This is a genomic window from Streptomyces sp. HNM0645 (genome assembly GCF_030056615.1).
GTDB classification, from domain to species: domain Bacteria; phylum Actinomycetota; class Actinomycetes; order Streptomycetales; family Streptomycetaceae; genus Streptomyces; species Streptomyces marianii.
In genome coordinates, this window is sequence record NZ_JASHLT010000019.1 from 35,380 (window position 1) to 50,520 (window position 15,141).

14 protein-coding genes are annotated in these 15,141 nt (G+C 74.0%); 5 read left to right on the forward strand and 9 right to left on the reverse strand.

The annotated features are described in order from the left end of the window. Nucleotides 1–83: 83 nt before the first annotated feature. From QMZ92_RS15970 to QMZ92_RS15985, 4 genes are all read right to left on the reverse strand, one after another. Nucleotides 84–1,454, reverse strand: a complete 1,371-nt coding sequence (locus QMZ92_RS15970; protein WP_283298046.1) for a carboxyl transferase domain-containing protein — start codon at nt 1,452–1,454, stop codon at nt 84–86. Then, a complete protein-coding gene (locus QMZ92_RS15975; RefSeq protein ID WP_283298047.1) occupies nt 1,447–2,931 on the reverse strand; it encodes an acyl-CoA synthetase in 1,485 nt (494 codons plus the stop codon). The genes QMZ92_RS15970 and QMZ92_RS15975 overlap by 8 nt, the downstream gene beginning before the upstream one ends. A 574-nt stretch (nt 2,932–3,505) precedes the next feature. Continuing rightward, nucleotides 3,506–4,543: a rod shape-determining protein gene (locus QMZ92_RS15980; RefSeq protein ID WP_283298048.1), complete on the reverse strand. Its 1,038-nt coding sequence runs from the start codon at nt 4,541–4,543 to the stop codon at nt 3,506–3,508. Between the two features lie 182 nt (nt 4,544–4,725). Then, nucleotides 4,726–5,283: a hypothetical protein gene (locus QMZ92_RS15985; protein WP_283298049.1), complete on the reverse strand. Its 558-nt coding sequence runs from the start codon at nt 5,281–5,283 to the stop codon at nt 4,726–4,728. Between the two features lie 138 nt (nt 5,284–5,421). Here QMZ92_RS15985 and QMZ92_RS15990 point away from each other — a divergent pair, with 138 nt between their 5' ends. Next, nucleotides 5,422–6,165, forward strand: coding sequence for an SCO2400 family protein (locus QMZ92_RS15990; RefSeq protein ID WP_283298050.1), 744 nt, complete (start codon nt 5,422–5,424; stop codon nt 6,163–6,165). 296 nt (nt 6,166–6,461) lie between these two features. Here the strand turns inward: QMZ92_RS15990 and QMZ92_RS15995 are convergent, their stop codons facing one another. Next, on the reverse strand, nt 6,462–6,902 hold the full coding sequence (locus QMZ92_RS15995; RefSeq protein ID WP_283298051.1) for a MarR family winged helix-turn-helix transcriptional regulator: 441 nt from the start codon (nt 6,900–6,902) through the stop codon (nt 6,462–6,464). An 89-nt stretch (nt 6,903–6,991) separates the two neighbouring features. On the opposite strand from QMZ92_RS15995, the gene QMZ92_RS16000 reads away from it, so the two are divergent. The 3 genes from QMZ92_RS16000 to QMZ92_RS16010 all read left to right on the forward strand — a co-directional run bounded on the left by QMZ92_RS16000 (nt 6,992) and on the right by QMZ92_RS16010 (nt 9,606). Further along, nucleotides 6,992–8,011, forward strand: coding sequence for an NADP-dependent oxidoreductase (locus tag QMZ92_RS16000; protein ID WP_283298052.1), 1,020 nt, complete (start codon nt 6,992–6,994; stop codon nt 8,009–8,011). Between the two features lie 64 nt (nt 8,012–8,075). Beyond that, the gene (locus QMZ92_RS16005) at nt 8,076–8,498 is read left to right on the forward strand and encodes an organic hydroperoxide resistance protein (protein WP_138055457.1); all 423 of its coding nucleotides are present in this window, start codon (nt 8,076–8,078) and stop codon (nt 8,496–8,498) included. A gap of 205 nt (nt 8,499–8,703) precedes the next feature. Further along, nucleotides 8,704–9,606 carry an EI24 domain-containing protein gene (locus QMZ92_RS16010; protein ID WP_283298053.1) on the forward strand — a complete coding sequence of 301 codons (903 nt, stop codon included), beginning with the start codon at nt 8,704–8,706 and terminating at the stop codon, nt 9,604–9,606. 341 nt (nt 9,607–9,947) lie between these two features. Here the strand turns inward: QMZ92_RS16010 and QMZ92_RS16015 are convergent, their stop codons facing one another. The 3 genes from QMZ92_RS16015 to QMZ92_RS16025 form a co-directional block, all read right to left on the reverse strand. After that, nucleotides 9,948–10,088: a hypothetical protein gene (locus QMZ92_RS16015; protein ID WP_283298054.1), complete on the reverse strand. Its 141-nt coding sequence runs from the start codon at nt 10,086–10,088 to the stop codon at nt 9,948–9,950. A gap of 24 nt (nt 10,089–10,112) precedes the next feature. Next, nucleotides 10,113–11,345, reverse strand: a complete 1,233-nt coding sequence (locus QMZ92_RS16020; protein ID WP_283298154.1) for a pyroglutamyl-peptidase I — start codon at nt 11,343–11,345, stop codon at nt 10,113–10,115. Nucleotides 11,346–11,750: 405 nt separating this feature from the next. Further along, nucleotides 11,751–12,674 (reverse strand): SGNH/GDSL hydrolase family protein, encoded by a 924-nt coding sequence (locus QMZ92_RS16025; protein WP_283298055.1) that lies wholly within the window; start codon nt 12,672–12,674, stop codon nt 11,751–11,753. Nucleotides 12,675–12,928: 254 nt separating this feature from the next. Between QMZ92_RS16025 and QMZ92_RS16030 the strand changes: the two genes are divergently transcribed. Further along, a complete protein-coding gene (locus QMZ92_RS16030; RefSeq protein ID WP_283298056.1) occupies nt 12,929–13,423 on the forward strand; it encodes a DUF3145 domain-containing protein in 495 nt (164 codons plus the stop codon). 443 nt (nt 13,424–13,866) lie between these two features. Here QMZ92_RS16030 and QMZ92_RS16035 read toward each other — a convergent pair whose 3' ends face one another. Next, on the reverse strand, nt 13,867–15,129 hold the full coding sequence (locus QMZ92_RS16035; RefSeq protein ID WP_283298057.1) for a beta-ketoacyl-[acyl-carrier-protein] synthase family protein: 1,263 nt from the start codon (nt 15,127–15,129) through the stop codon (nt 13,867–13,869). Between the last annotated feature and the right edge of the window lie 12 nt (nt 15,130–15,141).

Consider the following 15,141-nt stretch of genomic DNA (forward strand, 5'->3'; position numbering starts at 1 on the left):
GGACACGGGCCGCACGGGACACGGACCGCTGGGAGTCGCCCGGTCCGCACGGGCCGCCCGCACGGCCGTCCGCGTCGCCCGGTTCACTCGGCCCGGGCCACGATCCCCCGTACCAACCCCAGCTCCACGAGATCCCGCGGCCGCAGCCGGAGCTGGTCCGCGGTCGCCGGCGTCTCGGACGGGTCGCGCTTGAGGATCGCCGCGGCGAGTTCGGGCGCGATGACGGAGAAGTAGCTGTCGGGGGTGACCCAGGTGTTCGCCGGGGCAGCCAGCGCCAGCGCCCCGCCGGAACCGCCCTCGCCGATCACCAGGGTCGTCACCGGGACGCGCACCGACGCCACCGCCGCGAAGACGTCGGCGATGGCCGCGCCCGCGCCGGTCCGCTCGGCCTCGGCGTCGTTGGCGGCACCGGGTGTGTCCACGAGGGTGAGCACCGGGATCCCCAGCCGGTCGGCGAGCCGGATCAGCCGGGCGGCCGTGCGGTAGCCGGCGGGACGGGTCGCCGTCCCGGCCTGGGCCGCGTACGCCACGGCCCGTCCTTCCCGCAGCCCGAAGCCGCAGATCATCCCCGGGTCCGTACCGCCGCACCGGTCGCCGTGGAGGTCCGCCCGCTCGTCGAACCAGGCGTCGAGGTACGCCCGCGCGCGGGGCCGGTGCGGAGCCCGCGCCCGCCGCACGGCCTCCCATCCGGTGGCCGCCGCGCCGTACGCGCCGTCCAGCGCGAGGGGCGGCGGGACGGGCACGCCGCCCGGCACCGGCCCCGCGGCGCCGCCCGTGAGCAGCCGCAGCCACAGCGACAGTGCCGGCCGCAGCCGGTCCGGGGAGACGATCGCGTCGATGTGCCCGGCGGCCAGCTGGCCCTCGGCCGTGTACGCCGAGGGGTCCGCGTCCGGCGGCCTGACCCGGGACCCGGCGAATCCGACCTGCGCTCCCGGCAGCGCGAGGACCACGTCCGCGCCCGCCCCGAGCGTGGCCCAGCCGCCACCGGTGGCGGGGTCGCGCAGCACCGCGAGCTGCGGCAGTCCCGCGGCGCGGGTCAGCGCCGACGCCCGCGCCACCCGCTGGAGCTGGCTCAGGGCGACCATGCCCTCCTGCATCCTGCTGCCGCCCGTCGCGACCAGGGACACCAGCGGCAGCCGCTCGGCGCGCGCGTGCGCGTACGCCCCCTCCAGCAGCTCCCCGGTCCGCCGGCCCAGCGACCCGCCGAGGAACCGGAACTCGAACGACACCAGCACGGCGCGCCGGCCCCCGATGTCCGCCGTGCCCCAGACGACGGACTCCCGCTCACCGGTGCGCGCCGCGGCCCGCGCCCGCGCCCGCGCGTATCCGTCCCACCCGAGCGGTCCGTCGCCGAGGGGGCCGTCGGTGAACGGGCCGTCCGCGCTCGCCGGGTGCTCCGCGAAGACGTCGGTGACCAGGGCCGCCGCCTCGCGCGCCGTGAGACCGTCAGCCATGGGCGAGGGCCCGCTTCATGATCTTGCCCATGTCGTTGCGGGGGAGCGTGCCGAGGAAGCGGACCGTGCGCGGCCGCTTGTGCGGGGCGAGCTGGGACGCGACATGGTCCGCCAACTCGTCCTCGGACGGCGGGTCGGCCGGATCGGCGGGCACCACCCACGCCACGACCCGCTCACCCAGGTCGGCGTCCGGTTCGCCGGTCACGGCGGCCTCCCGTACCCGCGGGTGCTCCAGCAGCGCGTTCTCGATCTCACCGGCGCCGATCTTGTAGCCGCCGCTCTTGATCAGGTCCGTCGCCTTGCGGCCCACGATCCGCACCTGCCCGTCCGGGGTCCGGACCGCCATGTCGCCCGTGCGGAACCAGTCGCCGTCGAACGCCGCGGCCGTCGCGTCCGGCCGGTTCAGATAGCCGGTGAACAGGTTCGGCCCCCGCACCTGGATCTCGCCGACCGTCTCCCCGTCCAGGTCCGTGATCTCCGACCCGTCCTCTTCCACCAGCCGCAGTTCCACACCCGGCAGCGGACGGCCGACCGATCCGGGGCACGGCTCGGCGTCCACCCGGACGCTCGTGTTCATCAGCGTCTCGGTCATCCCGTACCGCTCGACGACCCGCCGGCCCGTCGCCGCGAACAGCCGCTCGTGGTCGTGGACGGGCAGTGCCGCCGAACCCGACACCAGCAGGCGCGCGCCCGCGAGGGACTTCGCCAGCTCCGGGTCGCCGTCCACCGACTCCGCCAGCCGGTGGTACATCGTCGGCACCCCGAAGAGCATCGTCCCGTCCGCGCCGAGTTCCCGCCCCACGCCCTCGGCCGAGAACTTCCCGAGGTGCCGCACCGAACCGCCCCGCCGCAGCGGTCCGAGGACGCCGAGGACCAGCCCGTGCACGTGGAACAGCGGCAGCGCCTGGACGAGGACGTCGTCTCCGGTCCATGCCCACGCGTCCGCCAGCGCGTCCAGCGTGGCCGCGATCGCCCGGCGCGGCAGCACCGCGCCCTTCGGCGGGCCGGTGGTCCCGGAGGTGTAGACGATCAGCGCCGGGGCCTCCGGGTCCGGCTCGGCGGGCAGCGCACGGCAGCCGCCCGCCGGCTCGTCCCCGGACCCCGCCACCTGGACGTCGATCCGCTCCGACCCGGCCAGTACGGGAGGCACTTCGTCGCCGGGGCGTGCGAGCACCAGACGCGGCGCGCTGTCCCCGACGATGTGGGCCAGCTCCCGCTCTCCCGTGCGCGGGTTGAGCGGTACGGCGGGCACCCCCGCGAGCAGAGCGGCCACCACGCCGACGGCCGTCTCGATGGTGGGCGTGGCCCAGACCGCGACCCGGCCCGCTCCGGAGATCCGCTCCGCAGTCCTCCCCGCGGCGGAGGCCAGCCCGCCGTACGTCAGCGACCGGTCGCCGAAGCGCAGCGCGGGCCGGTGCCGCACGCCGTCGGACGTGCCGTCCGCGGCGGCCGCCAAGGCCGGGAAGAGAGCACTCACGGGTCGTCCTCCTCAAGTCGCTTCCGCACCGTTTCGCGGGGCAGGCCGTGGGCGCCCGCGGCTCCACCATTCTCCCCGCGATCACCTACTCGTGCGTAACAAACGCTCGGACCGATGGGCGATGTGCCGGCGGCGGGTCGGAGGGACATCTGCCCCCACGACCCTCGTGCCACTCGCGGTGGAGCCCCCGTCCCTGGCCGCACCGTGCGGAGCGGCGGCTTCCGGTGCGTCGGCGTCGGGGCGTGGTCCGGCGCGGTGCCCGCCGGGCGGTGTGCCCGCTTGGGCGCGGCGCCCGCCTGCTCGGCGTCGTCCGGGGCCGGGCCGTCCGTGGCGGTGAGGCGCAGGGCGCGGCGGCCGTCGGGGAGGGCCGCGGTGGCGTCGACCTCGACCTCGACCTCGACCGCAGCGAGCGCCGGCCGCCGATGCGCCGCCGCGAGTGCGGCGCGCGTGCCGCCAGGAGCGGCCGCGCTCATCGTCCACGAACGCGTCCACCGGCCCGGCGAGGAGCGCCGCCGGCCGGACGCAGGGGAGGCCGCCGCGCCGCCGGTCTCCCGCGGCGGGCCCGGCCGCGGACTCAGGCGGTGAGCGGGGAGAGGACCATCGAGCTGATGTTGCCCTCCAGCATCTCCCCGAGTCCCAGCACCGCACACACATCGGGCCGTTCGGCGATGAGCACCGGCATCCCGGTCGCGTCGCGCAGCATCTGGTCGAGCCCGGGCAGCAACGCGTTGCCGCCGACCATCATGATGCCGCGGTCGGCGAGATCGGCGACGAGGTCGGGCGGGCAGTCGCGCAGGATCTTTCCGATGCCGTCCAGCACGGCGGTCAGCGGCGTGTGGATCGCGTCCCGCACCGCCGCGGTGTCGACCTGCACCGAACGCGCCATGCCGGTCGCCACGTCCCGGCCGTGGATCTCGGTGGTCGAGGGGCCCTGGAGGGTGAGGCCGTTCTCGCTGAGAGCGAGCTGGAGGGGGCGCACGGACTGGCTCGGCAGCATCAGTTCGTGCTGGTGGCGCAGGTGCTGGATGACGGCGTGGTCCACGGCCTCGCCACCGACCGGGATACGGGCCGCGGTGACGATCGAACCGAGGGACAGCACGGCGACCTGCGTGGTGGCCGCGCCGCACATCATGATCATCGTGGCGGTCGGCTGCTCCACCGGCAGACCGCAGCCGACGGCCGCGGCGATCAGTGTGTCGACCAGTTCGACCCGCCGGGCGCCGAGTCCGACCAGCGTCTCCACGGTGGCGCGCTGGGCGAGCGGATCGGCCTCGTGCGGTGTACACGCGGCGGCGCGCAGCCGCGGCTTGCGGCGCAGCTGCCTGCGCAGCTTCTCGCCGAGGAGATGGCGCAGCATGCGCTGGGCCATGTCGATGTCGACGACGGTGCCGCCGGAGACGGGGCGCATCACCCGGATGTAGTCGGGGGTACGGCCGGTCATCTGTTCGGCGAACTCGCCGACGGCGATGAGAGCGCCGTTGCGGATGTTGACGGCGGCGACGCTGGGCTGGTCGACGACCAGTCCCGCGCCCTTCACGTAGACCCGGGTCCGCGCGGCCCCCAGGTCCACGGCGACGTGGCAGCGGCGCAACTGCTCAAGACTGACGGTCATGGCAGGTCCTCCCGAGACGGTTCCCTCCTCGCATCCTGCGATCGCCCCGGGCGTGACGCGCGCTGGGCTGAGCCGGTCGGGGGTGGACTCCACCTGAAGCACCTGAAGCACCTGAAGCACCTGAAGCACCTGAAGCACCGGAAGCACCGGGACCGGGCGTACGCCCGGTGCGTGACGTCGGATCAGGAGCCGTACGCGACGCGCTGCAGCAGGCCCCAGGTGAACTCCGCCACGCACGACCGGCCGTCGGGCACGGCGAATGCGAGCCGCCGGCGGGTGGGGGCGGTGCCCTCCATCGGCCGTACCGGGGCGAAGGCCGCGGCGACCTCGTCGACCGTGCAGCACCAGGGGCGCAGGTCGTCCGCCGTACGCAGCTCGGGCCCGGCGGCTCCCGGCGCCCGTACGAGCCATTCGTTCCATACCGTCCCGCCGGGCCCGGCCAGCACCTCGAACCGCAGGTCCGGCCACAGGGGCACCCGCCACCGCAGCGCGTCGCAGTCCAGGTCGCCGATCCTGCGGCCCGCCGTGGCCTCGGGCTCGCCGAGCACGGAGCGGTACCGGGAGAGGGCACCGCGGGAGCGCGGGGAGCGGACGATCGCCTGCCAGCGGCGGTTCGCCTCCCGCATCTCGGCGGCCGACGCGCCCAGCTCACGGCGTGCCTCCTCGACCAGTTCGGGCTGATGGTCGGCCATCCGGCGGAGCAGGACGAGCTGGAACGCGCGGGGCCCGAAGGTGTTCATGCCCTCATCGTGCCCGTATGGACCGGTCCGCGATGCCGCTCCGGCCAGCCGACATGCCGTGGAACTGCGGATCCCACACAGGATCCTCACAGTCACGCCTACCTCAGGTGTCACATCGCTGCATACGCTCCCGGAGCCATGGATTACTGCCACCAGTGCCGCCGACACCTCAACGGGGCCTTGGCGTGCGCGGGGTGCGGTACTCCCGCCGAGGAACTGCGCCACTTCAGCCCCGCCTCCGTCGCGACGGAGAGCGAGGTCGTCGTCGAACTGGGCGGTCCCCACGGTGACGAGGGCCGGCCGCCCGCCGGGCGCCGCCGTGCCGGCGGCCAGGGCCGCCGTACCCGCCCCCGCAAGGCCGCCGGCACCCGCAGGGCGCGCCGCAAGCGCGGGCGAAAGGTGCTCATGGGGACACTGGGGCTGGCGCTCGCCGCGGGCGCGCTGAGCCTGGCGGAACTGGCCCGGGAGTCCCCGGGCGGCGGTGACGACACGGCCGTCGAGGTGCGTGAGCAGGAGTCCCTGGAGGTCGACGACATACCCGAGCCGACCGGCAGCGCGGAGCCGCCGCCGGGGCCGAGCGCGGTGAGCGAGCCGCCCACGACGTCGTCCGCCGCGGTCAGGCCGACGGGGTCGGTCGGGCGCGGCAGCACCAGACCGACGGTGGAGGCGTCCGCGCCGCAGGAGGAGCCGAGCGAGTCGGACCCGGTCGCGCCCGACCCGCGTGACGACGACGGCACTCCGTCCCCGAGCGGCGATCCGTCGCAGCAGCCCTTGCAGTCGGCCTCACCGCCCCCGCCCCCGCCCGCCGCCGAGCCGGCCCCCTCCCCGACGCCGACGCCGACGCCGACGAAGGACTGCTGGCTCATTTTCTGGTGCTCGTGACCCGCGGAGCGTGCTGCGGTACCTGGCCCGCCCCCGTCCCTCCGGACCGCCCCACACGCCCCTCGGGCGCCGTTCCTCCGGGCCCGCCGCGCCCCTGCTAGTGCCGCGTCAGGCAACGTTCGCCCTGTCGCGGCGCCCGGCTCGGCGACTCGCGGCGTTGCCGAATCAACCGAGTAGGCCCACTACGAGGCCGATCCGGCGCCTTGCGATCCTTCCCCTCGGCCCGGAGGGCCGGGGGAGCCCCCGTGCACCGGACGCCGCTCCTTGACGGGCAAAACTTGCCTGACCAAGCACTACTAGGCGCCGGCCCCGGTGTCGCCCAGCATTCGCTTCAGCAGGTCCCGCAGCGTCCCGCGTTCCTCCGCCGACAGTTCCGCGAGCGGCTCGCGCGCGAAGTGCAGGGCGTCGCGGAGCTCGCGCGCCGTCCGGCGGCCCTCCTCCGTGGCCGCGGCTATCTTCACCCGGCGGTCGGCCGGGTCCGGTCGGCGTTCCGCCAGGCCGCGCGCCTCCAGCCGGTCGATGATCCCCGTGACGTTCGACGGCTCACACTTCAGCTTCCGGGCGATCCGGCGCATGGCGGTCGGCTCCATGGACAGCAGCCCGAGCACCCTGGCCTGTGCCCCGGTGAGGTGGTAGCGGGCGGCGGCCTCCTCGTACTCGTCGTGGTAGCGCGCCACGACGGTGCCGATGAGATCGACGACCTCGAGGGTCAGCGGGTCTGTGCGCGTGGTGGCCATGCCGTCAGCATACCCAGATACTTGACAACATGAAATATTTAGTCGCATGGTTGTTTCAGGATATGAAGCATTTCTAGGAGGTCCGCACCATGCCCGCACTTCCCGCGACCAGCCGCGAATGGCACCTCGTCTCCCGCCCCCAGGGCTGGCCCGAGCCGGAGAACTTCGCCCTGCGTGAGGCCCCGGTGAGCGAACCGGGCGAGGGGCGCATCCTCGTCCGCAACCTGCACTTCTCCGTCGACCCGTACATGCGCGGCCGCATGAACGACGTGAAGTCGTACGTACCGCCGTTCCAGCTCGACCAGCCCATGGAGGGCGGCGCGGTGGGCGAGGTCGTCGCGTCGAACGCGGAGGGCTTCGCGGTCGGCGACCACGTCCTGCACGGCCTCGGCTGGCGCGAGTACGCGGACGTGGAGGCCGGGCAGGCCGCCAAGGTCGACGCCTCCGTCGCCCCGCTCTCCGCCTACCTCGGTGTGCTCGGCATGCCGGGGCTCACCGCCTACGCCGGCCTGTTCGAGGTCGCGTCCTTCAAGGAGGGCGACGCGGTCTTCGTCTCCGGCGCCGCCGGTGCGGTCGGCAGCCAGGTCGGCCAGATGGCGAAGCTGAAGGGTGCCTCGCGCGTCATCGGCTCGGCCGGTTCCGACGAGAAGGTCAAGCTCCTGGTCGAGGAGTACGGCTTCGACGCCGCCTTCAACTACAAGAAGGGCCCCGTCGCCGAGCAGCTGAGGAAGGCCGCCCCCGACGGCATCGACGTCTACTTCGACAACGTCGGCGGCGAGCACCTGGAGGCCGCGATCTCCTCGTTCAACGTGCACGGCCGCGCCACCCTCTGCGGGATGATCGCCCAGTACAACGCGACCGAGCCCACCCCCGCACCACGCAACCTCGTCATGGTCATCGGCAAGCGCCTGCGTCTGCAGGGGATGCTCGTCAACGACCACCGCGCGCTCCAGGGCCAGTTCGTCCAGGACGTCGCCGGCTGGCTGAGCTCGGGCGAGCTGAAGTACGACGAGACGGTCGTCGAGGGCATCGAGAACGGCTTCGACGCGTTCCTCGGCCTGCTGCGCGGCGAGAACACCGGGAAGATGATCGTCTCGCTGACCCGCTAGGCTCGGCTCAGCCGTCGCGGTCGTGGGCGCGAGCCGCGGCGAACGACAGAAGGAAACCAGACCCATGCCGATCCAGCAGTCCGACGTCCTCTACACCGCCGTCGCCACGGCGGAGAACGGCCGTGACGGCCGCGTCGCCACCGACGACGGCAAGCTCGACGTCGTCGTCAACCCGCCCAAGGAGATGGGCGGTTCCGGCGCCGGTACGAACCCGGAGCAGCTCTTCGCCGCCGGCTACAGCGCCTGCTTCCAGGGCGCGCTCGGCGTCGTCGCCCGCCAGGAGAACGCCGACGTCTCCGGCTCGACGGTCACCGCCGAGGTCGGCATCGGCAAGAACGACGAGGGCTTCGGCATCATCGTGAGGATCTCCGCGGTCATCCCGAACGTGGACGCCGCCACCGCCCGCGAGCTGGTCGAGAAGGCCCACCAGGTGTGCCCGTACTCCAAGGCCACCCGCGGCGGCATCACGGTCGAGCTCGCGGTCTGAGCCGCACGCGGCCGACGCGCGGGACGAGGGCCGCACCCCCCGGGGGTGCGGCCCTCGTCGCATCACCGGCCGGCGACACCGGGCACCGGACGTGCCCGCGTCACGGGTGGGCGCAATCGCCGCCGATCCGCCCCGCCCACGGGCCTCGGCCGTCGTCCACAGGCCCATGGCCGGGGGTTCCGCGCCCCGTACTAGGGTGTGGCACATGCGTGATCTGGGTGCGGGTTTCGGCTACTTGGTGAAGGGGCAGCGGTGGGTCGGCCGCCACGGCCGGTGGTTCGGCATCGGGCTGCTGCCCGGGCTGATCACCCTCGTGCTGTACACCGGAGCCCTCGTCGGGCTCGCCTACGGCGCCGACGACCTCGTGAGCTGGGCCACCCCGTTCGCGGCGGACTGGTCGTCGCCGTGGCAGGGGCTGTTCCGCGGCTTCCTCACGGCTCTGCTGTGGGTCTTCGGTCTCTTCCTCGCCGTGATCACGTTCACCGCCGTGACGCTGCTGGTGGGCCAGCCGTTCTACGAGTCGCTCTCCGAGGCCGTCGACCACGCCGAGGGCGGTGAGGTCCCGCGGTCCGGGCTGCCGCTCTGGCGCGAGCTGTGGATCTCCGCGCGGGACAGCCTGCGGATCGTGATCCGTGTCGCCCTCTACGGCGTGCTGCTCTTCGCGCTCGGCTTCGTCCCCGTCGTCGGCCAGACCGTCGTCCCCGTGCTCGGCTTCTGCGTCACCGGCTTCTTCCTCGCCGAGGAGCTCACCGCCGTGGCCCTCCAGCGGCGACGTGTCGAGTTCAGGGAGCGTCTCGCGCTGCTGCGCGGCCGGCGCCTGCTCACCCTCGGCTTCGGTGTTCCGCTGGCGCTGGCCTTCCTCGTCCCGTTCGTCGCGGTGCTGCTGATGCCGGGCGCGGTCGCGGGCGCCACCCTGCTGGTGCGCGATCTGGCGCAGGACCGGGAAGAGGAAGCGGAGGAGCCCGGGCACCGGGCGCCTGACCAGCCCCCGTACGCGGCCCCGGACCCCCACGCGCACCCCCGGGCCGGGCAGGACCCGTACACGACCCGCCGCCAGGTCCCGCCCGCCGCCCCGTACCGCACCGGCAAGGACGAGGCCCGCTCCTAGGGCGTGCTTCGAAGGTCTCGTCCGGGCGGGGGCCTCTGGCAGGCACCCTCGCGGCGTTGTCGGTCGTCGGCGCAGCCCGCTGCGCTCTCCTCCCTCCGCCTTGCGACCGCGCGCACCAGAGGCCCCCGCCCCCGCCCTGCGGGCGGACGACGCCAATTTCGAAGAACACGCCCCGGCGCCTGATGCGGCACCGGCTTGCGCCGGCCGGCCGCCGGCCGCGGGCGCCGCGCAGTTGACCACCGCGGCGGTGGCGGAGGCACGGCAGGCCCTCCGGACCGGTGCCGGCCGCGCGTCGCCGGGCGCGGTCCACAGCCGGAGGCCCGCGGCGAGCAGGCCCGGTTCTACCCGGTGACCGCCAGCTCCCCGAACACGGCCGGCCGTGCCCCGCGTGCGGCGGCCGCACGGACCAGCCCGGCCATGGTGCGGACGTCGGCCGGGGCGTCACCCGGTGCCGGAGCGAACCGGGCCGCTGCGACGATCATGCGCCCGATCATCGCCGGTGCGGCTCAGCGCCGCGCCGCCGCCACCGCCACGATGGCCCGGACCTGGGCGATGATGTCCAGCCGGTTCCGTACGAACCCGGGGTCGGTCACGGCGCCCGTCGCAGGGTCCGTGTTGCCGGCTCCGAACTCGAGCACCGGCGTGTGCACATGACCGCCGGGCAGCGTGTCGTGCAGGCCCAGCCGGTCACGCAGCAGCGTGGCCCGGTAGGCGATCTCGTTGGACAGGTAGTTCCCGCCGCCTCCCGCGCGAGCCGTGGAACCGGAGGTGGGGCCGTCGGGGCGGATCACCGGGTCGGTGCCTCCCGCGGGTATCTCGGTGACGGACGTGTTGTCGTACACCGGGAAACGGCCGGTCTCCGCGGCGACGACGGCCGCGTACGGCAGGGTCGTCGAGGTCCACTGCGGCTGTGCGACGGACCCGGCCACCGGTACGGTCCCGGTGCGCGAGACGTTCTCGTTGTCCGGGAAGCCGCCGCGCCAGGCGCCGTTGGTCCGCTCGATGTCGAAGCGCCCGACCCGCCCCTGGCTCACGGTCGTGAACAGATCCGCCTCGGGCAGCCGTTGGCGCAGGGTCCGCTCGACGGTGCCGGCCGCGAAGTCCGTCCAGCGCACCGGGAAGACCGCGGTCTCGATCCGGGCCAGACGGCCGTCGGCGGTACGCAGCCAGGTGCCGTCGAGGGCGAGCGCCGTCGCCCCGCTCGGGTTGCTGATCCTGATGTCGCGGTCCAGCGTGAACGGGTCGAAGCCGGTGAGCACGACGCGCTTGAAGCCCTTTCCGCCGACGGCTTTCCCCGCCCCCGGGAAGTCCATGGTGTCCTGGCCCCGGGAGCTCCGCTCCAGTTCGCCGAGCAGCCGGTCGCGCGCCTCGGCGGACAGGGCGAAGCCCGGCTCCCAGACGCGCAGTTCACGGATCATGCCGAGCCGTGCCCAGTACAGCGGACGGTCGTCGTCGCGGCTGAGGTCCCCGCGTGTGGGGCCCCTGCCCTGCGCCCGGTCGACGGCCCGCCGCCACAGCGCCGACCCCCGCCGGTCGACGACCCGGCGGGCCTCGGCGTACGAGTCCGCCGACCGCAGCGCCCTGGCGAACCCGCCCGCCACGGAGTCGAATCCGCTGCGCCGCAGGATCTCCTGCGGCGCGGCCAGGTCCAGCCGCTGCTCCTCCACCGTCGCCGCGGCCGGGACCCTCTCCGCCCGCGCCGCCGGTCCGTCCGCGCTCGCCGGCGCAGTACCGGCCATCGTGCCCGCCACCGCCGTCACGACCAGCAACCCGAGTGTCCGCCGCACGCCGCATCCCTCCGCCGAAACCGTTCTGCCCGAAGTCGCCAGTATGGGAAAGGAGTTGGTGTCGTGACCAGAGGGGAGGCCGGTGCGGCCCGCAGGGCCGGCGGTCCGGCCGGACCAGGAGGCGCAGGGCGTGTCCAAACGCGACCCACATCACGTGGATCACGATCGGTTCGGCGCGCCTGCACGACTCATGACGGAGAATCAGCATCCTGGAGGTTCCCCCCGGTTCCCACCCGGTCCGGTGCACCTGCCGCCCGAAGGGGCGCACCGCGAACCGCGACTCGCCGGGGCCCCGATCACCCCGGGGCGGTCCCTGACAGCCGCCCCGGGGCCCCCGCCGCGCGCGGGCGCTCGTGATCAGTCCGACTCGGCCGGGGGCCGCTGCGCGGTGATGTTCCGGTACGCGATCTCCGCCAGCCGGCTCTGGCCGTTCCGGCTCGGGTGGAACCAGTCCCAGGGGCTCAGCTGCTCGCCGGTGAACCGGTAGTCGAAGACCGCGTCGCCGTCGTAACGGCAGCGCAGGTCCTTCGCGCACACGTCCCGCAGCGCCCGGTTGTAGGCGACGACACGATCGTGCACGAGGGCCCGGCGCTCCTGGGCGGCCCGGCCCAGGTCGTCCGCGTTCCCGAGCATCGAGGCACAGATGCCCAGCTTCCAGATCTGCCTGCCGAGCGCGTTGCCGCGCCCGGTCGACCACAGCCGCTTCAGGTCCGGCACGCTCGACACGTACACGTGCGCCTTCGGCGCGGTGCGCCGCAGCGAGCGCATCGCGGCCGTGAACGACTCGGTGAACTCCGGGACCGGCGTCATCTGCGCCGGCGTGTCACGGCACGCGTCGTTGGCCCCCACCATCACCGTCACCAACTCCGGCCTGCGGACGGCCGCCTCCGCCATCTGCGCGGGCAGATCGGCCATCCGTGCCCCGGACCGCGCGTGGTTCCAGGCGCGCCGCGTCGCGGCCGTCGTCCCCAGCAGGCGCTGCGCGAGACTGCGCACGGTGGAGTCGGTGCCGGTCGCCCAGGACACCTCGGGACAGTCGGCGAACAGCGAGCAGGCGTCGAAGCCGCGGGTGATGGAGTCGCCGACCGCGGCCAGCGAGCCGGGGGCGCGGTCCCAGACCCGCGTCGGGGAGGGCTTCGGGCGCTCCACCGGCTCGGGCTGCGTTCCGGGAGGTGCGTCACACCCGACCGGCCCGGCGGTGATCACCACGGTCGCCGCGACGGCACAGGCGGCGACGGTACGCCACCGACGCGGCCGCCGGCTCCGCCGGATTTCACGCATCTGCCCTCCCCCGAGGCGTCCTGGCGGGTGAATGCTTGGTGCGTACGGGGCCCGGGAGGGGCGGTACGACACACCTGGGCCCCCGTCGCACGGTAGCTTTGCCCACGTCGAACCAGAGGCACTTGGCTCGCCGGCTCCAGTAAATTACATCACGTCATATGCTGTCCGCTTTTTGGCTTTTGCGTGGATTGGTACTTGATGTTGTTTACTGAGGCCGCTGGGAAGGTGATCCTCGTCCCACACTGGAGGTCCCGGTGACGACACGCGGCGTTCTCTATGTCCACTCCGCACCACGCGCCCTGTGCCCGCACGTCGAATGGGCGGTCGCGGGCGTGCTCGGCGTACGGGTCCAGCTCGACTGGATCCGCCAGCCCGCGTCCCCGGGCACCTGGAGAGCCGAGTTCTCCTGGCAGGGCGAGAGCGGCACGGCTTCCAAGCTGGCGTCCGCGCTGCGCGGCTGGCAGCTGCTCCGCTTCGAGGTGACCTCGGAGCCCAGCGCCACCGCGGAGGGCGAGCGCTACAGTGCCACTCCCGACCTCGGCATCTTCCACGCCGTCACCGGCATCCACGGTGACATCCTCATCCCCGAGGACCGCCTCCGTGCGGCCCTCGGGCGCTCCGCCCAGGGCGAGACGGAGCTCGAGGCGGAGATCTCCAAGCTGCTCGGCAAGCCCTGGGACGACGAGCTCGAGCCGTTCCGGTACGCGGGCGAGGGCGCCCCGGTCCGCTGGCTCCATCAGGTGGTCTGACCCCCGACCCGTCCGACCCGCCGCCACCGGCCGGTCCGACCACCGGATCCGTCCGGGCGGCCAGGCGTCGCCCGGACCCGCGTTTCCGCCCACGCGAGTCGCCGCCCGGCTGCCCGGTTCGGCACCGCGTTCCGCCGGCGCGCTGCCACGCCGGCCGGCGGCCCCATCGGCAGTCGCCCTCCCCGCGACGCCCTCTCCGTGACGCTCGCTCCCGAACAGCGCACCTGCCTGGGCAGGCACGGACCCCGGCGTAGTGGGGGTGCGGCCGCTGACCTGACGGGCGCCGCCGACGCTCCCGGCCCTCCCGCTCCCGTGGCGAACGCCAAAGCGCCGGGCCGTCGAAGCGACGGGCCGGCCGGTGAACCTTCCCCACCGACGAGCGGGCCCCGCCTCCCACGAAGGGAAACGGGGCCCGGTGCTCGTCGTCGCGCGACGGGCGTGCGTCAGACGGTGCGGAAGGCCAGCACCACGTTGTGGCCGCCGAAGCCGAACGAGTTGTTGATCGCGGCGATCGTGCCCTCGGGCAGCGCACGCGGCTCACCGCGGACGATGTCCGCCTCGATCTCGTCGTCCATGTCGTCGACGTTCACGGTCGGCGGGGCCTGCCGGTGGTGCAGAGCCAGGACCGTCGCGACGGTCTCGACACCGCCGGCGCCACCCAGCAGATGGCCCGTCATCGACTTCGTCGCGGAGATCGCGACATGGTCGAGGTCGTCGCCCAGCACCTTGCGCAGCGCCTTGATCTCGGCGATGTCGCCCTGGGGCGTCGACGTGGCGTGGGCGTTGAGGTGGACCACCTCGGACGGCTTCAGGCCCGTGTTGTCCAGCAGGTTCTGCACCGCGGCGGCGACGCCGCGGCCGGTCGGCTCGGGCTGCGCGATGTGGTGGCTGTCCGCGGACAGGCCCTGGCCCAGCGCCTCGCAGTAGACGCGTGCGCCGCGCGCGGCCGCGTGCTCCGCGGACTCCAGGACGACGACACCCGCGCCCTCGCCCAGCACGAAGCCGTCACGGGCCTTGTCGTACGGCCGCGAGGCCCGACCGGGCTCGTCGTTGTTCTTGGACATCGCCATCATGTTGGCGAACGCCGCGATCGGCAGCGGGTGGATCGCGGCCTCGGTGCCGCCCGCGACCACGACGTCGGCGCGGCCGCTGCGGATCATCTCGATGGCGTAGCCGATCGCCTCGGCGCCCGACGCGCAGGCGGAAACCGGAGTGTGCACGCCGGCCTGGGCGTTCACCTCCAGACCGACGTTGGCGGAGGGGCCGTTGGGCATCAGCATCGGCACGGTGTGCGGGGAGACCCGGCGTACGCCCTTCTCCTTCAGCACGTCGTACTGGTCGAGCAGGGTGGTGACACCGCCGATGCCGGAGGCGATGACCGCGCCGAGGCGGTCGGGGAGGACGGTCCCGTCCTCGCCGGCCGGCGCGGTGAAGCCCGCGTCGGCCCACGCCTCACGGGCGGCGATGAGCGCGAACTGGGCCGAGCGGTCCAGCTTGCGCGCCTGCGGCCGGGGCAGGACCTCGCCCGGGTCGACCGCCGCCGGGGCGGCGATACGGACGGGCAGTTCCTCGAAGCGCTCGCCTTCGAGGGGCTTGACGCCGGAACGTCCCGCGATCAGACCTTCCCAGGTCGATGCGGAGTCGCCACCCAGCGGTGTGGTTGCGCCGATACCGGTGACGACCACGGTGCGATTGGTCGAGCTCACAGGAATTCTTTC